Below are 21,137 nucleotides of genomic sequence, written 5' to 3' on the forward strand. Positions count from 1 at the left end.
TCCCTAGTTTTGAACATTTGCGTTGTGCAAATAAAATTCGAATCTGTTTCTATCCACAAATCCTGTTAGTGGATCATTATAGCTTCTTATAGCACTTCGCAAATCCAAATCATCCGAATAATCATCAATCTCTATACGAAGAGCTTTCAATTTATCTATATCCAGATTGCGCCCGTGCGACCGCCAACGCTTATGATCTGAAAGTGCTGTCGCTATCTCCTTTGCCCGCTTTCGTTTCTGTTCCGGCGTAACATCGGATCCCGGATTTGTGGTCCTGTGCTTATTCCATTCCTTAAACTTATACCGTACAAGCCAATCCTGAAGCAAATCAATTGATAAATCTTTACCTTGTTCAAATAAAGCTAGTTTCGCAAGATCTATGCTTTTTAGCAACACAACATCCGCAGGGGTCAGTTTTGATTTTCTAACAATCTCAGCGACTTTATCAATGTAACCCAACGCCGGGACTAGGTCGCCGGTTTGCGGTAATTGAACCTGCGGATCGATTGGACCGAGACTGCTTGCGTAATCCATATAAATCTTATCACCGGCCATACAAAAAATGGTGCCAGCCGACATTGCTCTATCTGGTACGATAAAGAAAATTTGTTCGTAATGTTTTCTCAAAACTGCAACCATTCTTTCAGTTGTTTCTGCCGAACCACCACCTGTTCTTAAAACAACTGATATCGCCCTTTCCTTGCGTGTGCTTTTATCAACGACCTCTTCAATAAAATCTCTAAACGGTCTAAATAGTGCCGGGTGAATTGGCCCATGATAAAAAATTACATCAGTACAAAGTTTATCTTCTAAATTCCTAGCCTGCTGATCGATAAAATTGAGCATTGTTTGATCATGGTTATCAGGATTCATAAGTCTTTGACCTTGGTTCGGTTTGCCGGGCGTATTGATATAAATTTAGTACTTCTGGTTTTCGCCATCAACGTGTTAGAAATTAAACCAACGGTTGATTTTCGCAGCGAATTAAACTATTACTAGCAATAGGTTTTAAAAACAATCAAATTCTATTATTAAGTGTTGACGCTTGTGCCAAACTATTCAGAGCAGTTAAGTTCAAGCGACGCATGATTTATCACGCAAATCATGTCAGTTTTGTCTGTTTTGTTGGTTTTCTGCCAACAAATTGACAGTTAAGTTATTGATTTTCGGCTCCAGACTTTGTCTTTTGTTGTTTATGAGACAGCTAAAAAGTTTTGGTAAGGGAGAGGTCGGGTGTTCAAATCACCTCGGCAGCACCATTTTCTTCTTAAAAACTCAAGATCCCACCACCAAGCGCATAGCAATTTTAAACTAACCGCCCCTTCCCTATCCGCAATCCACTCCCACAATTCATAACAAAAATTTATCTATAAATTTTGATTTGATTTTGAATCTTGATTATAGTGCAGTTAGATTTTGTCTTGGGAGCGCGCAATGAACATCAACTTCAAGCAGCTTGAAGCTTTTATATGGGTATCTGATTTAGAAAGCTTTCGCCGTGCCGCTGAGCGTTTAAACACCACGCAGCCTAATATTTCAGCGCGGATATCCTCGCTTGAAGGGGCGCTCAATACCAAACTGATGGAACGCGATGCTGGCTCTGTTCGTTTAAATGCCAAGGGTGAGCAATTGCTGCCCGAAGCTCGAAAAATTCTGCGCAGCGTTGAAAATCTCATCGAAGCCGCGGGCCAATCCAAACGTATCGAAGGTGTCATCAAGCTTGGCGTAACCGAGATGATTGTCAATACCTGGCTTCGGCAGTTTTTAAAACAGGTGAAAGACCTTTATCCTAATTTAAGGATCGAACTTCAAGTTGATTTATCTGATAACTTACGCCCCGCGCTTTTCTCCCGCAGCTTGGATCTAACTTTTCAAAACGGGCCTTTTAGGCGCCGCACCAGCGGCTCTGTAGACCTTGGCGCCTACCCATTTGTTTGGGTAGCTTCTCCTGAGCTAGACATTGCAAAAATCAAATTCCCCACTTTGGATGAAATGAAAGCCTGCCCGATTTTAACCCACACGCGCGGCACAAGACTGTTTGAAGAAATCGAAAACCATTTTCACAGCGCAAAAGGAAAAGCACCAACAATCATCCCCTCCTCCAGCCTGGCACCATGTCAAAACATGGCGCTTGATGGATTAGGAGTTGCATGCCTCCCCGCGGCAATGGTGCATCAAGATATCATCGATGGCAATTTAACGCATATCCAATACGCTTGGCATCCCACATCTTTGGAGTTTCTCGCACGATATGATGCAGACACTGCCCCCAATGCGGTGGAAAAAGTTGCCAAACTTGCAGGTGAGATTTCAATGTCTTATCCAAAAAACCTCAATTAAGAATAAAATATCTTTATCAAATAAATATAATTATTCGATTTTTATTTATGTCAGAGCTTTGATAAAATCTTGCACAATCAGCAACAAATGCGTTCGATGTGCAAGGGTCTTGTAAATGAATAAATCTAAAATCCGATTGGGTGTAGATATCGGCGGAACATTTACCGATGTTGTGCTTGAAGTGAACGGCACGTTGCACTCAACAAAAGTGCTGACCACCTATATTGCCCCTGAAAACGCCATCATAGATGGGATGAGACAAGTTTGTGAAAAAGCAAATACCACGCCTTCAGATATTGAACAAATTATCCACGGCACGACACTTGCAACAAATGCGCTGATTGAGCGTCGTGGCGCAAAGACAGCACTCATTACAACACGAGGCTTTCGTGATGTGATTGAAATGCGTACGGAATCACGTTTTGAACAATATGATTTAAATCTCAAACTGCCCGAACCATTATTGCCGCGTCAGATGCGCTTTACGCTGGAGGAACGCGTCGATGCGAAGGGTAATATCTTAATCCCACTACAGCGCGCAGATATTGAAACTTTGGTCGATGAGATCGCGCTTGGCAGCTATGAAAGCATCGCGGTTGGTCTCATCCATTCTTATCTAAATGACGCGCATGAGAAAATGGTGCGCGAAGTTTTGGAAGAAAAACTGCCGGATGTAATGGTGTCGCTTTCATCTGAAGTTTCACCGCAATTGCGCGAATATGAGCGCTTTAATACCGTTGTTGCCAACGCATATATCAAACCATTGATGAAATCATATCTTGGTCGCCTGGAAGGTCGCCTGCGCGATGAAGGTGTGAGTTGCAATATCTTCCTTATGCATTCGGGCGGCGGGATTATTTCCATTGAGAGCGCTGCTGATTTCCCCGTGCGTTTGGTTGAATCAGGACCCGCAGGTGGCGCAGTGTTTGCCGCCAATATCGCCGCCCGTTATGGACTGGATAAGGTTTTATCCTTCGATATGGGCGGTACAACAGCCAAGATTTGTCTGATTAAAAACCAAACACCTAAAACTTCACGCGTGTTTGAAGTTGCGCGAACATACCGCTTTAAAAAAGGCTCTGGCATGCCAATTTCAATCCCTGTCATCGACATGGTGGAAATCGGCGCAGGTGGCGGATCTCTGGCCCATGTCGATACTATGAAGCAAATCAGAGTGGGGCCTGAATCTGCAGGCTCTGAACCCGGGCCTGCATGCTATAATAGAGGCGGCGAAAAACCCGCAGTTACTGACGCAGATCTTGTCTTGGGTAAATTGGATCCGGATAATTTTGCTGGCGGCACAATCAAACTGAATAAAGACAATGCAGCAACAGCGCTTGATGATGCGATTGGCACCTCACTTGATATGGATGCGCAAACGGCAGCATTTGGTCTTGCAGAGGTCGTCGATGAGAATATGTCGAATGCGGCACGCGTGCATGCGGTCGAAAACGGCGAAGACTTATCAGAATATACAATGATTGCCTTTGGCGGTGCAGCACCCCTTCATGCAGGAAGATTATGTGAAAAGCTTGGTGTGAACCGTCTACTTGTGCCTCCGGGAGCTGGCGTTGGCTCGGCAATCGGGTTCTTACGCGCGCCATTTAGTTTTGAAGCAAACCGCTCAGTTTATATGAAGCTTTCTGATTTTGATGGTGAGTTGATTAAATCATTGCTGACGGATTTAAAAACTGAAGCTGTTGGATTTGTGCGCAATTGCGATCAAGATGCTGAGATTGTGTCGGAATACAAAGTCTATATGCGCTATACAGGACAGGGTTGGGAAATTCCGATTTCTTTGACCCAAGAGCAAGCAACAAATCCAGATGCTAAAACGTTCCAAGATCTTTTCGAAAAAGACTACACCAATTTGTTTGGACGACCTGTGCACGGCATGGATGTCGAAATCACTGTTTGGGCGGTCAATGCCACCACGCGGCCAGAGCCAGTTGCCCGCGTTCACGAAGAAAGCAAGGGCAATACAGCTCCCAAACAAGGAGCGCGGGCAATCTTTGATCCCGCAATTGGTGCGCAAGTGGATGCAGCTATCGTGCTTCGAGATGACATGATTTCAGGCATGACTGTTGAAGGCCCTGCAGCGATCACTGAAGACGAAACCACAATCATTGTACCATCCAGCCGAAAGGCCATTCGCCAGCCGGATGGATGCATTGATTTGAGCATCAAGGCTTAGGATGAAAACATGACAAAGCAACATTCAAATGTTTCCTATCAGGTCATGTGGAACCGCATGATTTCAGTGGTTGAAGAACAGGCACAAGCGCTCGTTCGCACGGCATTTTCAACCTCGGTTCGTGAGGCCGGTGATTTATCTGCAGGTGTTTATAATGTCGAGGGTCAAATGCTAGCGCAAGCCGTTACTGGTACGCCCGGACATGTTAACGCCATGGCAGATGCGGTTGGTCATTTTATTCGCCGCATTGGATGCGAAAATATCTTCGAAGGCGATGTTTATATCACCAATGATCCTTGGGAAGGCACTGGCCACCTTCATGATATCACAGTGGTTACCCCATCCTTTTTTAAAGGTAGCTTGGTTGGTTTTTTTGCCTGCACCGCGCATATCGTCGATATCGGTGGTCGTGGCTTTGGTGCTGATGCAGCGAGCGTTTATGAAGAAGGGCTTTATATCCCAATCATGAAGTTTGTTGAACGAGGCGAAGTGGATAAGACGCTGATCAGCATTGTTCGCGGCAATGTGCGAGAACCCGATCAATTGGTCGGCGATATGTATGCGCTCGCAACATGCAATGAAATTGGCCACCGACGCCTTATCGATATGATGGAAGAATTCAAGCTTGAAGATTTAAGTGGCATTGCAGAATTTATTTTAGAAAATTCTCGTAGAGCAACGATTGAACGAATAGCTGCACTTCCGCGCAATACGGCGGAGGGTGAAATGACCGTTGATGGTTTTGCAAAACCAATCACCCTAAAGGTAAAATTGACCATCAATGAAGATAATATTGTTACCGATTTTACAGGTTCTTCAGGCCTAGACAAAAAAGGCATTAACTGCCCGATGGTCTATACAAAAGCCTATGCATGTTATGCATTAAAATGCGCTATCGCACCTGAAATTCCAAACAATGCAGCCTCGTTAGCCCCATTTATCACGCATGCGCCGGAAAATACCATCGTCAATGCACTTCATCCGGCACCGGTTGCTTTGCGGCATATCGTTGGTCATTTTGTGCCCGACACTGTTTATAATGCGCTGGATAAAATCTTGCCAAATGTGGTTCCGGCGGAAGGTGCGGGATGTTTATGTAACTTCCAAGTATCGCTGCGACCAAGAACAGATGCACCCGCACCTGAAGACGCTACGCGTTCTGAAGTGCTGACATTTAACTCAGGCGGTTCGGGCGCAAGACCTGAACATGATGGATTAAACGCAACGGCATTTCCATCAGGTGTTATGACCATGCCAATCGAAGCCACAGAACATGCAGGCCCGGTTATCATCTGGCGAAAAGAGCTACGTCCGGATAGCGGCGGTGCAGGCAAGCAACGCGGTGGCCTTGGGCAGTATATGGAAGTTGGCGCAATGGAAGGTCATGAATTTGATTTCCAAGCCATGTTTGATCGCGTTGACCACCCGGCAAGGGGTCGTAATGGAGGCCAAAATGGCAGCGCAACAACGATTGCGCAAGATGATGGCTCACCGATGAATGGCAAAGGAAAACAATTTGTACCCCATGGGCGCAAAGTCGTACTCGCCTTCCCTGGCGGTGCTGGTTATGGTGACCCAAGTGAACGAGACGTTGAGCTTGTAAAACGTGATTTAGCACGCGGTTACATCTCTGTTGAAACAGCAAAAAGAGACTATGGATTGGCTGAAAAAGACATCGATGATGTTTTAGATGCAGTCAAAAAAGGAGAGGCAATATAATGGTTTTGAAAACACAAGCGCCAAAACAATCTAGCTATGATGTTGTCATTGTAGGTGGCGCTATCTTTGGCTCATCGGCCGCATGGTTTTTAAGTGATGACAAGGACTTTGATGGCAGCGTCCTTATTATTGAACGAGATCCATCCTATGAATTTGCCTCAACCAGCCGCACCAATAGCTGTATGCGTCAGCAATTCTCAGCTGAGATCAACGTGAAATGCTCACAATTTGCGGCCGATTTTGTCAAAAACCTGCGCCAATATATGGGCGGTGATGAGCGCGTACCTGAACTTGAGATCCAGAATTTTGGCTATATGTATCTCGCCGACAACGAAGAATTTGCAGACGTATTGATCGAAAACCAAGCCATGCAAGTTGCAGCGGGCGCCGGTACGCGTGTTTTAACACCTGAGCAAATAAAACAGGAATACCCGTTTTATAACGTCGACGACATCATTCTAGGTAGCATCAATACCGTAGACGAAGGTTACTGGGATGGAATTACGGTATTCGATTGGTGGCGAAAATCGGCGCGTGAACGCGGGATTGAATATTGCCAAAACGAAGTCGTTGCCATGACAAAAAGTGCAAATGGTGAACGAGTTGAAAGTGTGACTTTAAATTCTGGTGAGATCATTTCCTGCGGACAGGTCGTAAACGCATCCGGACCGCGAGCTGTTCTTACATCGCGCATGGCAGGTATTGAAATCCCCGTTGAGCCGCGCAAACGTTTTACATGGATCTTCCAAGCAGAACAACCACTTGATCGTCCCCTACCCTTAACCATTGATCCATCTGGTGTTCATGTCCGTCAAGAAGGCACAGAATACTATCTAGCAGGTGGTCATGCAGATTATGACCCAGCGCCAGATTATGACGACTTTGAAATGGATCATGAACTCTGGCAGGATCATATATGGCCAGTTATGGCGAGCCGTATTCCACAATTCGAAGCCATCAAGGTAACAAATGAATGGGCGGGTCATTACGCCTATAACACTTTTGATCATAACGCGATTTTAGGCCCTCATGATGAGGTGAAAAACTTCATCTTCCTCAACGGGTTCTCTGGTCATGGATTACAACAATCACCAGCCATGGGACGCGGCATAGCTGAGATCATCGCCCATGGTGAATATCGCACATTGGACCTAAGCGATTTCGGTTACGATCGCATTGTTAAAAACAAAGAATTTATCGAGAAAGCCGTTATCTAATGAAACTGGTATTAACAGGCGCTGCCGGACGTCTCGGCTCTTATCTTCGCGAACCATTGGCTCAGCTTGCTGATGAGTTTGTCTCAACAGACATCGTTGATGACATCGGAAAACTGTATGATGGCGAAAGCTATGTAAAAGCTGACCTTGCCAAGCTTGATGATATGATGACTGTATTAAAGGGCGCTGATATGGTCGTGCATATGGGAGCCTATGCCGATGAAGGTCCTTTTGAAAAACTACTCGGACCAAATTTCGTTGGTGCCTATAATGTATGGGAATCAGCTTACCAAAATGGCTTGAAGCGCGTCATTTACGGCAGTTCCATTCATGCCGTGGGCATGCATCCCAAAAATGAATTCATTGGAACCGATGCTCCGCACAGGCCAGATACATTTTATGGATTGGCGAAATGCTTTGCTGAAGATTTGGGTCGCATGTATTGGGATAAACGCGGCGTGGAAAGCGTCCATATGCGCATCTTGTCCTGTGCACAAGTCACAGGTGCGCGCGCGCTTGGTTCATGGTTATCTTATGATGATCTCATCCAATTAGTACAGCGCTGCATTGAAACGCCGGTAACCGGTTTTTCAGTCATCTATGGTGTGTCAGACAATGATCGTGTACCCGTAGATAATTCAAAAGCCAGTTTCATCGGCTATCGTCCAAAAGACAATGCTGAGCAATTTGCTGAGGAAATATTGGCAAATGATCCGCCAATGGATCCACAAAATCCGGAGCATATGTGTCATGGTGGACCATTTGCGTCTGTCCCCTTGGGCAATAGCGGTATCGCGCAGATGGATATCATTGACGATACGAAAAAGAGCTCATAGCTAATTTATAAAAGGAAAGATCATGGCAGATAAACCAGTGGCACTTATTGTAGGCGGCGGAAGTGGTATCGGCGCGGATAGTGCAAAGAAATTACGTGAAGACGGCTTTGATGTGGCTGTGATGTCGTCATCAGGCAAAGGTGAAGCATTGGGTAAAGAGTTAGGTGGATTGGGTTTCACAGGATCCAACCTTAATGTTGAAGATTTGGAAAAGTTCGTTGCGCTCACCATGGAACGTTTTGGACGAATTGATGCTGTGGTTAACTGCGCTGGCCATGGCCCTAAAGGCGACATCATGGAGATCAGTGACGAAGACTGGCACAAAGGCATGGATTATTACATGCTCAATGTTGTGCGCACGACCCGTATTGTTTTGCCGATCATGCAAAAGCAAGGCAGCGGTTCAATTGTCAATATTTCGACCTTCGCAGTGTTTGAACCGGATCCAGATTTTCCAACATCAGCCATCTTCCGAGCAGGACTGGCTGGCTACACCAAATTATTCAGCAGCAAATATGCGCGCGAAAACATTCGCATGAATAATGTTCTACCTGGCTTTATCGATAGCTTGCCTGAAAAAGAAGATCGCGTAGCCCGTATCCCAGCAGGTCGATATGCCAAAGTGCGCGAATTATCAGAAACCGTCGCATTCCTCGCATCTGATAAATCGAGCTATATCACCGGACAAAACATCCGCGTTGATGGCGGCTTGACCGCATCCGTATAGACATGAAAAAGCCGCGTTCGTTTTGTTGAACGCGGCTAAAATTCTTGTCACTTAGCGATAATAGAGTGACTGACCTTCGTGGAAGATCTGTACTTTTTCAGGTGACGCAGATACGCGTACGGACTTGCCTCTTAAATCACCGTGAATGCCAGGCAATTTACCGATCACAGGATCAGCGCCTCCAACCTTTTCAAAATATAAAAGAGTAACCTCACCCAATGCTTCGGTGATATTGACCTTACCTTCAAAGATATGATCATCTTTGGTTTCGATCATATCTTCAGGACGCACACCAATATTGACCTTCAAGCCTTTGTCTTCAGCTTTTGTTGGCACAGCTGAAACAGCGACGCCGCCACCATCGAGTTTCACGGTTGTTTGCTTACCCGTTTCTGTTATCTCGCCAGGTAACAAATTCATCGCAGGTGATCCAATAAACTGTGCCACAAATTCATTTTCGGGACGCTCATAAAGCTCAAGCGGCGTACCAACTTGCGCAATACCTTTATTGGCCAAAACAACAATCCGAGATGCGAGTGTCATCGCTTCAACCTGATCATGCGTTACATAAATCATTGTGCTTTCCGGCATAGATTCTTTTAGCTGAGCAATCTCAATCCGCGTTGCAACACGCAATGCAGCATCAAGATTAGATAGCGGCTCATCAAAGAGATAAACTTTTGGATCGCGGACAATGGAACGACCAATCGCAACGCGCTGTCTCTGACCACCAGATAGAGCTTTCGGCAGACGATCTAGATATTCTTCGAGTTGCAAGGTCTTTGCCGTACGCGCAATTGCTTCATCAATCTCCGCTTGAGGTTTCTTAGCAAGCTTAAGCGCAAACGACATATTTTCGCGAACCGTCATATGCGGATATAGCGCATAAGACTGGAACACCATGGCGATACCGCGTTGGGCAGGCGGAATGTCATTGACGACATCACCGCCGATTTCCAACGTACCATCGGTGATCTGTTCTAGGCCCGCTATCATGCGCAACAACGTCGATTTACCGCAGCCGGAAGGACCAACAAAGACAATCAATTCCCCTTGCTTAATATCAAGATTGATATCATTGAGAACATTGACTGTGCCGCCGTAGGTTTTCTCCACACCCGTTAGTTTTACGTCGGTCATATCTCCACCCTTTCAGATTCTAATGATCTTATTTCTGCCCAATGAAGACCTGCCAAGGTCCCATATTTATTGCACCATCGCTGATTGATTGAATTCCGCCCAGTTCATCACCAATCGGCAACCAATTTCCTTCCGGTAACTTAAACTGGCATGAGCCTTCACTCACATTGAATGCACACAAAAGTGTCTGCCCTTCAAGATGTCGCTGGAACGTCACCACGTCACCAACCTGCTTAAGTTCGCTATGTTCGCCAACCGATAACGCTGGATGCGTTTGACGGAATTGAATGGCTTTGCGGTAGTAATGAATGAGCGCAGAAGGATCTTTCTCCTGCTCCTCCACAGACTTTGCCAAATGTTCAGGCGCAACAGGCAACCAAGGCTTACCTTCCGAGAAACCACCATTTTGATTATTGTTTTGCCAAGCCATGGGCGTACGACATCCATCGCGCCCCCGATATTCCGGCCAGAATTCAATGCCATATGGATCTTGCAAATCTTCAAATTTGACTTCGGCTTCCGGCAATCCAAGTTCTTCACCTTGGTAGAGGCAAACGGATCCGCGTAGACAGATTATCATCGATGCAAACAAGCGCTGTCCCGCATCATTTAAATTCCAGCGCGAAGCATGTCGGGCCACGTCATGGTTTGAAAACGCCCAGCAGGCCCATCCATCACTGGCCACCTCATCAACCTTTTGCAGAACTTCAACTATGCGGCCAGCATCAGGCTGTTCTTGCGCCAAGAACTCAAACGCATAACACATCTGCATAAGCTCATCGCCCGCTGTATATTGCCCAAGAATTTCTAAACCAAATTGAGCATCGCCAACTTCACCAACAGCGGCGGCACCGAAAGGTTCCATCTGCGCACGGAATCTACGCAAGAAAGCGAGATTCTCAGGGCGATTTTTGTCATAAAGATGGTTTTGGTGATTATACGGGTTCACCGATGGTGCAATCGTCGCATTGCGCTCCTCTGGCGGCAATGGTGGATTATCTCTAAGCTCCTGATCATGGAAATAGAAATTAATGGTATCCAATCGGAAACCATCAACACCACGATCAAGCCAAAACTTCGCAGCATCTAAAAGTGCATCTTGAACTTCAATATTATGCAGATTGAGATCGGGCTGCGATGTGAGAAAGTTATGCATATAATATTGCTCACGACGCCCATCCCATTGCCAAGCGCTACCGCCAAAGATCGATAGCCAGTTATTCGGTGGTGTGCCATCAGGCTTTGGATCAGACCAGACATACCAATCCGATTTTGCATTAGTACGATCGGCTCTGCTTTCTTTGAACCATGGGTGTTGATCACTTGTGTGGCTCATCACCAGATCAATCATCACACGAATCCCGTGGCGATGGGCTGATGCAACGATTGCATCAAAATCAGCAAGGGTGCCAAACATTGGATCGACATCGCAATAATTACTGACATCATATCCAAAGTCTTTCATCGGCGAGGTGAAAAACGGCGAAATCCAAATTGCGTCCACACCCAATGTCGCAATATATGGGATGCGCTGGACAATACCAGCAAGATCGCCGATGCCATCTCCGTTGCTATCTTGATAGCTGCGTGGATAGATTTGATAGATGATGGCACCGCGCCACCAGTCTTTATTTGTAGCGTTATCCAACAAAGGAGCTGCTGCAAGATTCATAACAATTATTCCTATTTAACAGAACCAGCTAAAAGCCCACGAACGAGGTACTTTTGCATGGCAAAGAACACAATTAACGGCACAGCAATGGACACAAATGCTGCTGTTGCCAAGATCTCCCAATTTCCTCCCCGGGTTCCAAGCAATTCGACAATCTGATTGGTCATCACCGTCGTTTCGCCTGTTGCATCAATCAAGAACACTTTGGCCACCAGCAAATCATTCCACGTCCACAAGAACTGGAAAATGGCAAAAGATGCAAGTGCTGGGAAAGACAGCGGCAATATGATTTTGGTAAAGATCTGGAAATCCGTCGCCCCATCAACACGGGCGTTTTCGATGATATCCTTTGGCAATCCAACCATATAATTTCGAAGTAAGTAAATCGCAAGCGGCAGGCCAAATCCTGTATGCGCAAGCCATACCCCCAGATAGCCTTTTCCGATGCCAATACCCAAATGCAATCGTAAAAGCGGGATCAATGCCAGTTGCAATGGCACAACCAAAAGCCCAACGACAATTGCAATTAAAATAGCGCGCCCAGGAAAATCCATCCATGCCAATGCATAGGCGGCAAATGCAGCGATTACGATCGGGATAATGGTTGCCGGGATGGTCACAGTTAGCGTGTTAAAGAACGCTTTTGCCATACTATCGGTACTGTTGCCACTAAACAAAACATTATCATAGTTTGCGAAGGTAAATTCAGGCGGTGCTGTTGCGGTCACAAATACTCGTTGCCCACGACCTGTTAATTCCTCAGGACTAGTCCAACGATAGGTGCCATCTGAAAGGACGGTCATTGTTTCACCATCCTTCATCTCAGCAGTGTCACCGGCAACATTTGCGTCAATCGCACGCGATGAAGTACCCCATACACTAATCTCAGCATCACCCGCTTCACCAAAAAGATTTCCTTCAACGATATAAAGACCATCTTTTAAGACTTGATTGCCCTCATCATCAGGATCTGCAGCACGAAGTGTGAGATTTTGTTGGGTTGGGAAAAGCGAATCCCACCAACCCGAACTTGAAATTTGATCCGCTGTTCTGAACGAAGAAACCAACAGACCAAAAGTTGGAAACAGCCACAAAGCCACAAGCAGGACAACTGAAATCTGAACAGCCCAATTAAGGCTGGATTTTTTTCCGGCAATATTATCCATCACTTCATCTCCTTGCGGGCGTTATAAACGTTCCAAACCAAGATAGGGCTGACCAGCAACATGATGATCATTGCAGATGCAGATCCCACACCCCAGTCATTGGCGCGGAACAATTTATCAAACATGTAGTTTGCCAAAACCTGTGTTTCCCATTGTCCGTTTGTCATCGCAAATACGATATCAAAGACCTTTAACACCACCAGTGTAATCGTCGTCCAGACCACAACGATTGTGCCTGAAATTTGAGGCATCTTGATCTTAAAGAACACCTGGAACGGATTAGCGCCATCAACAATTGAAGCCTCAATTGTTTCTTCAGGGATACCCCGAAGTGCCGCTGATAAAATCACCATTGCAAATCCCGTCTGGATCCAAATTAGAACGACCATGAGCAAGAAAGAATTCCAACCGGGAATAGTGAGCCAAGTTTGCGGTTCACCATATGCATGCGCTGATGTAAATGCGCCAAGCGCCAAAGATAAAAATGAATAGGTGATATAGGCCAATAAGGCGATAGCAATACCGCGCAGAACAGCACCACCTTTTTCACGAATAGTGAGAAACATGTTGTAGGCAACATAGGCTGCAACTGCTGCTGCGCAGAGCATCAAGAGTCCAGGGATTAAACGCAGGATCAGCCACGAGCCAATACCGCCATCAAACTGCAACCAAACAGCATTTAAAACACCAATTTGTGCCTGATCGACCGGACGCGTGTCATAGATCAACTTAAAGATAACCGCCGCGCCAACAAATGAGATCGCCATTGGCATAAAGATGAGAGATTTTGCAATCGATCCCCATTTAATACGGTCAGTCAGCTGCGCAGCGAGCAATCCGAATGCGGTCGAAGCTGCAGGCACAATGATGAGCCAAAGCATGTTATTGCGCATCGCTTCCCAAAATTTAGGCTCAGCCATCATCTGTTGATAGTTTGCCAATCCAACAAATGCATCACCTTGATTTCGATCTGTTAAAGAGTACCAGAAAGTCGCCACAACAGGATATGCTAGGTAAATTCCAAGCGCTGCCATTGCAGGAAAAACAAACAACCATGGTCTAATCATATTGGCGCGATTAATATTGCGGCCAGCCATGGCACCTTTCGCTGGAAATAAAACTTTATCAAGAATTTGGTTCGACAGATAAAAATATAAAAGACATCCGCCAACACCCAAGAATATAGTGAGTAACCCTTTATAAGCAGCTTCCATCAGACACTCCCAATCCCCTGTCTAAAGTTTTATACATCGCTAAAAAACGAGGTCATAAAATAGCCCCAACCGGGTTGGGACTATTCGTTTTATATCTTATGAGATTACTTCAAAGCATCCCAGCTTTTTTGGATACCTGAGGCAACTTCACCAGCGTCTTTACCGCCAACATAGTCAACCATACCAGTCCAGAATGAACCTGCACCAACACCACCAGGCATTAAGTCAGAACCATCAAAGCGGAATGTTGTTGCGCCCAAGAGGATTTCGTTCATTTTTGCAGTTGATTTATCTGAGAACTTAGACACATCAACACCTTTATGTGGTGTTAGGAAACCGCCCAACTCCATATAAATTTCGTGCGCTGCAGGGTCTTGAAGATACGCAATTAGATCATGCGCAGCTTGGTTCTCATTTGTGATCGCCCACAACGTACCAGCACCAAGTACTGGCGAGCCAAGGTCTTTTCCAGCATAGGCAGGGAAGTAGAAGAAGTCAGCGTCTTCTCCCACTTCAGTGCCTTCTGGGAAGAATGCTGGAATAAACGATGCTTGACGGTGCATATAGCACTGTGGCGGTGATGAGAACATACCTTTTGGACTATCGCGGAAATCAGTTGAAGCAACTGCACCTGAACCACCAACAACATATTTGTCGTTCAATGCAAATGCACCAAATTCGTTGATCGCAGCGATCACAGCAGGATCATCAAATTTAAGTTCGTTAGATACCCACTTGTCATACATTGCAGGTGACTGTGTGCGAAGCATCATGTCTTCAACCCAGTCAGTTGCAGGCCAACCAGTTGCACCACCGGAACCCAGACCAATACACCAAGGTGTACCACCATCTGCAACAATCTGATCTGTTAGCGCTTTAAGCTCTTCCATTGTTGTTGGAATTTCATAGCCAGCATCTTCAAAGTTTTCTGGGCTATACCAAACAAGTGATTTCACATCCACTTTGTAGAAGAAACCATAAAGGTTATCAGCGCCATTCTCATCTGCATATGTGCCTAGATCAACCCATGAAGATCCTGCTGCATAATTTGCGTTTACCCAATCGGCTGTGCCGTCTTTAAGAGGCGTCAAGAAGCCGCGTTTTGCCATATCAGCTGCAAGGCCTGGCTGTGGGAACACAGCAACGTTTGGTGCAGAACCTGCTTCTGCATCAATCATGATTTGTTGTTCAAAGCTATCTGAACCCACATAGCGTACGTCATGACCAGATTTGGACGCAAAATCGCCAAGTACCTTTTCAATCTTCTCTTGGTCAGGTCCAAGCCAAGGACCAAATACAGTTAGCTGCTCTGCATGAGCAGATGCGCCCAATGCCATTGAGGCAGCGCCAACCAACAAAAATTGCTTCATCATAAGTTTCATAAGATCTTCTCCCGGTTTATGCATCCAAGTTTAAAAACGGTGCATATTTAAATATTTTCCAAAGCGCTTTGGAAAACTCATTATAGCAGCCATTTTGGACAACTTGTCAAGCGAGATATTTTTACCAATAAATTCAGATAGATAGAAAAACGTTGTTGTACTGATACGATTCTCTCATTTAGACATATATGTGAATATGACCAAAATATTCATTGATTTTGATAGCGCTTTAAGTAAAATCCTAGCATGAATTTAAAGGAACTTTCAGAGCTACTGAATCTTAGTCAGACCACAGTAAGTAGGGCCTTAAACGGCTTTCCTGAAGTATCCGAACGCACGCGTGAACGTGTTCAAAAAGCTGCAAAACAAAATAATTATGCACCCAATAAAGCCGCCCGCGGTTTGGCAACAGGGCAAGCTTTATCAATTGGGCATGTCATTTCAACCACCAATCAAAATGAAATGGTAAACCCGGTCTTTGGTGATTTCGTTGCCGGCGTTGGAGAGGTTTATTCCAAGCACGGTTATAAAATGCTGCTCTCTATTGTTCCCCCGGGCGAAGATGAATATCAGGTGTATCGTGAGTTTAAGGCACAAAGCACTGTTGATGCAGTTGTGGTTCAAAGCCCTTCTGTTGATGATGGACGGATTGAGTTTTTAAACAAACTCGGCATCCCTTTTATCGTGCACGGACGCGCCAGTGAATGCAAAGTTCCGTACGCTTGGCTTGACGTAAACAACAGATCCGCCTTTGTTCGTGCAACAGATTTTCTGCACGATTTGGGTCATCGGCGAATTGCCCTGCTTAACGGTCGTGAACACATGGATTTTGCCCATCGTCGCCAACAAGGTTATGAAAGTTCGCTTTTATCCCATGGCATAGAAATCGATCCGAGCATCATATTTTCATCTGATATGACAGAAAGCTATGGCTATCAAAGAACCGCTGAATTACTTAAATTAGAAAACCCGCCGACAGCAATATTAACAGCTTCGATCATTGTTGCCCTTGGCGCTCGACGTGCTGTGCAACAAGCCGGATTAACGGTCGGACAGGACATATCAATCGTCACCCATGATGACCGCCTCTCCTATTTCCACAATACAGCTGATGTGCCAATGTTCACGGCGACAAAATCATCTGTCAGAGAAGCAGGTCAACGCTTAGCAGAATTGCTCATTCAAATGATTGCAGACCCATTAATGGAGCCTCCAACGGAATTGCTCGAGGTTGAACTCACCATTGGTGATTCCACAGGCCCTGCCCCCACCCGTTGATTTAAAGAATAAACTTAGAAATATATTTCGACGATGACTTTGATGAGATCAATGTGCATGTGAGAACCATCTTATAACGCTAACTTAGCGCGTAACAAATTCTAACGCATTTTCAGAAAGTTCAAGTTCAGCTGCGTTGAGGTTTCGCTCCAAAGAAGACACTTTTCCCGTACCAAGCAATACGGAGCAAGCCGCCGGATGGCGCAGACCAAATTGGATCGCAGCTTCGGCCAGCGTTAAACCAACGTCTGCAGCGTTGGCTTCCAATTCTTCAACTTGTTTTAAGATATGTTCAGGTGCCGGGGCATAATTAAACCACGCGCCTGGATTTGGTCCGGTTGCTAATATTCCTGAATTAAAAATACCACCCAGAACCAAATTGGTTTCATGCTCAGCGCACAGGCCAAGCAAACCTTCCTCAGCTTCCCGATCAAACAGTGTCAGACGGCCAGCAAGCAAAATCGTATCAAGGCGTTCATGCGCCATGATATCAAGGCACACTTTCGTCTCATTAACACCAAGACCAATTGCACCTATTTTTCCAGCGCTTTTTAAATCATGTAAAGCTTTAAATCCGGACCCTAAAAGCTGATCTAGATATTGAGCACCTTTAACAACACCATGCGTATAATCGCCAATATCATGGACAAATATAATATCGATATGGGAAGTCTCGAGCAACTTGCAGCTATGCTCAAAGCTCTCCAAAATACCATCGGCTGTATAATCATAATGCACTGCATTGGGCAAAGGGTCAACAAACCCATCTGCTTCACAAAGCGATGGGCCGGGCGATAGAACACGACCAACTTTTGTCGAGATTACATAATCGTCTCTATCTTTGCCGGATAGATACCTGCCCAATCTTTGCTCCGACAAACCCCTGCCGTAATGTGGAGCTGTGTCAAAATAACGAATGCCTGCATTCCAAGCATGATCTAAAACATCATGCACGCTTTCATCGTCCACTATGCGCCCAAGATTGCCGATGCTTGAGCAGCCGAAAGACAATTCCGTTACATGCACATCAGTCTCTCCAACGCGATTTTTCCGCATCTTGGTCATTGATCTCCCTCCATATTTCGCGACGATCATCAGGAGTATTAGTTTTGGTGATATATCGCCTTACTCCTTTGTAAACGTCAACATAGACCAATGCGTCATGCGATTTTCTCAAGATGATCTTGCGCAATATCTACGTTGCGATGGTTGAGATAAGGATTGTTATCTGGTGCACGGATGGGCCAACCATTTAGCTTTTAACGATATTCATCCATCCAATTCAAATTGTCATCTGTCAAACCAACCGGTTTATACTCAGCACCAAGAGGTTTATCCCAACCAATTTGTTCGATTGTCGTGAATATCTCTATGTAGTTTAAATCGCCATGATCAGGCGCACCACGGTCTGGCACAGATGCAAATTGAATATGACCAATGATAGGGAGTAAATCCTTTAATCTTGTACTCACATCTCCTTCTGTGCGTCCAACGTGATAGCAATCAAACATCAATTTAAGATTTGGTCGACCAACATCCTCAATGATCTCAACCGCCTGATCTGTCGTGTGAAGAAAATAGCCCGGAGCATCATATTTATTAAGCGGTTCAATCAACATTGTGAGCTCGTGCTCACTACTGCGTTCGCAGGCATATTCTAAATTATCAATAAATGTGTGTCGGCCATCGCAAGTCTCATTAAATCCAGCCATGACATGAATGTTTTGAGCTCCTATCTTCAAAGCATATTCAATCGCCTGATCGATACTCGCCTTCGCATCAGCTTTACGATCGGGCAACGCAGCTAATCCATTTTGACCTTCTTCTCCACGAATTGTATTGAGCCCAAGCATGGTAAGGCCAGTTTCTTTAAGCGCTGCATCAACAAGTTCGGCTGGAGTTTCATAAGGCCAATGACATTCAACGGCAGAAAAGCCAGCAGATTTTGCGGCTCGAATTGCATCAGGTAGAGATTTTTCGGTCCACAGAAAACCCAAATTTGCAGAAAACTTAATCAATCATTCCACTCCACATTAAATCCATTCACCAATCTTGCACACATCGTTTACAATCATTCTGACAAAATCTTATTTGCTTGGGTAAAAAAGTCTGGCTGTCCAAAATTTCCAGATTTGAGTGCAAGAACAAGATTGTCATTGGCACGAAGTGCTGGAACCCCAGGCGCAATCTCAGGGCCAATTTCAAGCTGAGAAATATTCAACGCCTCGACCACGGCACCTGATGTCTCTCCACCAGCTGTGATAATGCGAGCAACACCGTTGGACACTAATCCGCGAGCGACATCAGCGAAGAAACCTTCCAATGCTTCCGATGATTTTTTCAAACCATATTCATCTTGAATAGCTTTAACAGCATCTGGATCCGCCGAACTATACGCAAGCGGAACACCATCTTGATTTAAGAACCAGTCGATAAGTGTTTTCGCACTTAACTCACCCTCGATAACATTGCGCGCACTGATCTCAAATGTTGGGCCAACATCTTTGTGCACGTTAATTTGCTCGCGAGTTGCGATTGAACACGATCCCGAAAGCGCTGCAACTTTCCCCCTCTGGCCACGCCATTGAGGACGCGCTGGTTGGCAACCGAAATTTCTTGGCAGTCCCAGCGCAACGCCGGATCCGCCGGTAATCAACGGCAATTCTTTTGCAGCTTGACCGATCGCGGTTAGATCATCATCCATAATCGCATCAACCACAATAAGGCGTTGCCCACGATTGTGCACCTCACCAAGTTTATGCGCAATTGCCGTTGGACCACCCTGCACTGCCGCGATGTCCACATGCCCCACATCATATTTTGATTGGTAAGACAACCAGCGCCGAATATCGGCATCCGTCATGGGAGTCAGAGGATGATTTTCCATTCCAGACTCATTCAACAATTTATCTTTGACAAACAAATGCCCTTGAAAGATGGAGCGTCCGGTTCCCGGAAATGCCGGACAAACTATGACTTTGTGAGCATCAAGTGCATCTGCCAAAGCATCCGCAACGGGGCCAATATTACCCCTTTTTGTTGAATCAAATGTCGAGCAATATTTGAAGAAAAATTGTGTACAGCCTTGCGCCTTTAGCCATGCAAGAGCTTCTAGCGATTGAGCCACCGCCTCGTCTGGATCAATAGAGCGAGATTTTAACGATACAACACCGGCTTCAACCCAATCTTGCGCATCCTCATTTGGAATACCCGAATATTGCACGGTCCGCATACCGCCTTTAGCAAGTGTATTTGCTAAATCGCTTGACCCGGTAAAATCATCTCCGATGCACCCAAGTTTCATTGGGTTTCTCCGGGAAGTTTCAGGCCAACATTACGGGCATACACTTTTGCAATAGCAGCATCATCTTGACCGCCCAGCCCCATACCCACTGCCACCATATATTGTTGGAGGGCTGTTGATGTAATTGGCGCGCTAAAACCGGCCTTTTTAGCTACATCAAGCACAATGCCAAGATCTTTCGGCCAGATATTAATTTGGCTCAAAGGTGTGTAATCCCCATTTGCAATATGTGGTGCGCGATTTTCCAGCATCCAACTTGACCCTGCACATTGCGAGATAACTTCGATGAATTTATACGGTGTCACACCTTGCGTCATACCAAAGGTTAGAGCTTCTGCCATTGTTGCGATATGTACGCCTGCAAGCAGTTGATTGACAGCTTTCATTGCAGATCCTGCCCCAGCTTCATCGCCAAGTTCAAACACAGTTTGCGCGCACGCATCTAGCGCGGGTTTTGCCAGTTGGAACGCTTCTTTTGAGCCCGATGCCATGATGGATAAATCACCCGAAGCTGCCTTTGCAGATCCGCCAGAAATCGGTGCATCTAAATATCCAACACCTTGTTCTGCACATCGCTTTTCCATATCTTTTGCAAATTCAGGCGGCACTGTCGCACATGCAATAATGACAGAACCCTCTATCATCTGAGCAACAATGCCATTGTCCCCAAATATAACATCTTCAGTTTGCTCAGCATTTAAAACACATACAACAGCAATAGAGATCTCAGCGCACGCATCTTCTATTGAGCCTTTTTGACCGCCATCAGATTGAAATTTTTCCATCTGTGCCGACACAACGTCAAAACCATAAGTCTTAATACCACTCCTTAACAAAGATGAGGCCATGCCATAGCCCATCGCACCTAACCCAAATACTGCCGCCGTTTGATGACCTGGCATGAACACTCCCACAATTTTGCGTTTATAACTTGTATGTTTACGTAAA

Annotated in this window: 17 protein-coding genes; 7 read left to right on the top strand and 10 right to left on the bottom strand. The window is 45.5% G+C overall.

The features are described from left to right. Window positions 1–3: 3 nt before the first annotated feature. Window positions 4–873 (bottom strand): SDH family Clp fold serine proteinase, encoded by an 870-nt coding sequence (locus ACZ1GZ_RS16830; RefSeq protein WP_472666022.1) that lies wholly within the window; start codon window positions 871–873, stop codon window positions 4–6. Window positions 874–1,434: 561 nt separating this feature from the next. Between ACZ1GZ_RS16830 and ACZ1GZ_RS16835 the strand changes: the two genes are divergently transcribed. The 6 genes from ACZ1GZ_RS16835 (at window position 1,435) to ACZ1GZ_RS16860 (ending at window position 9,033) form a co-directional block, all read left to right on the top strand. Continuing rightward, window positions 1,435–2,340 (top strand): LysR family transcriptional regulator, encoded by a 906-nt coding sequence (locus tag ACZ1GZ_RS16835; protein WP_472666023.1) that lies wholly within the window; start codon window positions 1,435–1,437, stop codon window positions 2,338–2,340. 115 nt (window positions 2,341–2,455) lie between these two features. Beyond that, the gene (locus tag ACZ1GZ_RS16840; protein ID WP_472666024.1) at window positions 2,456–4,534 is read left to right on the top strand and encodes a hydantoinase/oxoprolinase family protein; all 2,079 of its coding nucleotides are present in this window, start codon (window positions 2,456–2,458) and stop codon (window positions 4,532–4,534) included. A gap of 9 nt (window positions 4,535–4,543) precedes the next feature. Continuing rightward, window positions 4,544–6,253: a hydantoinase B/oxoprolinase family protein gene (locus ACZ1GZ_RS16845; RefSeq protein ID WP_472666025.1), complete on the top strand. Its 1,710-nt coding sequence runs from the start codon at window positions 4,544–4,546 to the stop codon at window positions 6,251–6,253. Next, window positions 6,253–7,470, top strand: a complete 1,218-nt coding sequence (locus ACZ1GZ_RS16850; protein WP_472666026.1) for an NAD(P)/FAD-dependent oxidoreductase — start codon at window positions 6,253–6,255, stop codon at window positions 7,468–7,470. Before ACZ1GZ_RS16845 ends, ACZ1GZ_RS16850 begins: the two co-directional genes overlap by 1 nt. Continuing rightward, on the top strand, window positions 7,470–8,306 hold the full coding sequence (locus ACZ1GZ_RS16855; protein ID WP_472666027.1) for an NAD-dependent epimerase/dehydratase family protein: 837 nt from the start codon (window positions 7,470–7,472) through the stop codon (window positions 8,304–8,306). Before ACZ1GZ_RS16850 ends, ACZ1GZ_RS16855 begins: the two co-directional genes overlap by 1 nt. Window positions 8,307–8,328: 22 nt before the next feature. Next, entirely contained in the window at window positions 8,329–9,033 is a 705-nt protein-coding gene (locus ACZ1GZ_RS16860) for an SDR family oxidoreductase (protein ID WP_472666028.1), read from the top strand. A gap of 51 nt (window positions 9,034–9,084) precedes the next feature. Here the strand turns inward: ACZ1GZ_RS16860 and ACZ1GZ_RS16865 are convergent, their stop codons facing one another. From ACZ1GZ_RS16865 to ACZ1GZ_RS16885, 5 genes are all read right to left on the bottom strand, one after another. After that, complete coding sequence (locus ACZ1GZ_RS16865; RefSeq protein ID WP_472666029.1) at window positions 9,085–10,173, bottom strand: ABC transporter ATP-binding protein; 1,089 nt, start codon at window positions 10,171–10,173, stop codon at window positions 9,085–9,087. Window positions 10,174–10,201: 28 nt separating this feature from the next. Next, entirely contained in the window at window positions 10,202–11,845 is a 1,644-nt protein-coding gene (locus ACZ1GZ_RS16870) for an alpha-amylase family glycosyl hydrolase (RefSeq protein WP_472666030.1), read from the bottom strand. 11 nt (window positions 11,846–11,856) lie between these two features. After that, complete coding sequence (locus ACZ1GZ_RS16875; protein WP_472666031.1) at window positions 11,857–13,011, bottom strand: carbohydrate ABC transporter permease; 1,155 nt, start codon at window positions 13,009–13,011, stop codon at window positions 11,857–11,859. Beyond that, window positions 13,011–14,225, bottom strand: a complete 1,215-nt coding sequence (locus ACZ1GZ_RS16880) for a carbohydrate ABC transporter permease (protein WP_472666032.1) — start codon at window positions 14,223–14,225, stop codon at window positions 13,011–13,013. Before ACZ1GZ_RS16880 ends, ACZ1GZ_RS16875 begins: the two co-directional genes overlap by 1 nt. Before the next feature lie 104 nt (window positions 14,226–14,329). After that, entirely contained in the window at window positions 14,330–15,595 is a 1,266-nt protein-coding gene (locus ACZ1GZ_RS16885; protein WP_472668343.1) for an ABC transporter substrate-binding protein, read from the bottom strand. Between the two features lie 258 nt (window positions 15,596–15,853). On the opposite strand from ACZ1GZ_RS16885, the gene ACZ1GZ_RS16890 reads away from it, so the two are divergent. After that, window positions 15,854–16,885: a substrate-binding domain-containing protein gene (locus ACZ1GZ_RS16890; protein ID WP_472666033.1), complete on the top strand. Its 1,032-nt coding sequence runs from the start codon at window positions 15,854–15,856 to the stop codon at window positions 16,883–16,885. Window positions 16,886–16,969: 84 nt separating this feature from the next. On the opposite strand, the gene ACZ1GZ_RS16895 is transcribed toward ACZ1GZ_RS16890, so the two are convergent. The 4 genes from ACZ1GZ_RS16895 to ltnD form a co-directional block, all read right to left on the bottom strand. Further along, window positions 16,970–17,950, bottom strand: a complete 981-nt coding sequence (locus ACZ1GZ_RS16895) for an aldo/keto reductase (protein WP_472666034.1) — start codon at window positions 17,948–17,950, stop codon at window positions 16,970–16,972. Window positions 17,951–18,144: 194 nt separating this feature from the next. Beyond that, on the bottom strand, window positions 18,145–18,903 hold the full coding sequence (locus ACZ1GZ_RS16900; RefSeq protein ID WP_472666035.1) for a hydroxypyruvate isomerase family protein: 759 nt from the start codon (window positions 18,901–18,903) through the stop codon (window positions 18,145–18,147). A 53-nt stretch (window positions 18,904–18,956) separates the two neighbouring features. Then, window positions 18,957–20,189, bottom strand: a complete 1,233-nt coding sequence (gene otnK, locus ACZ1GZ_RS16905) for a 3-oxo-tetronate kinase (protein WP_472666036.1) — start codon at window positions 20,187–20,189, stop codon at window positions 18,957–18,959. Then, window positions 20,186–21,091: an L-threonate dehydrogenase gene (gene ltnD / locus ACZ1GZ_RS16910; RefSeq protein ID WP_472666037.1), complete on the bottom strand. Its 906-nt coding sequence runs from the start codon at window positions 21,089–21,091 to the stop codon at window positions 20,186–20,188. The genes otnK and ltnD overlap by 4 nt, the downstream gene beginning before the upstream one ends. Window positions 21,092–21,137 lie beyond the last annotated feature (46 nt).

Source organism: Lentilitoribacter sp. JB5-8 (assembly GCF_055693385.1).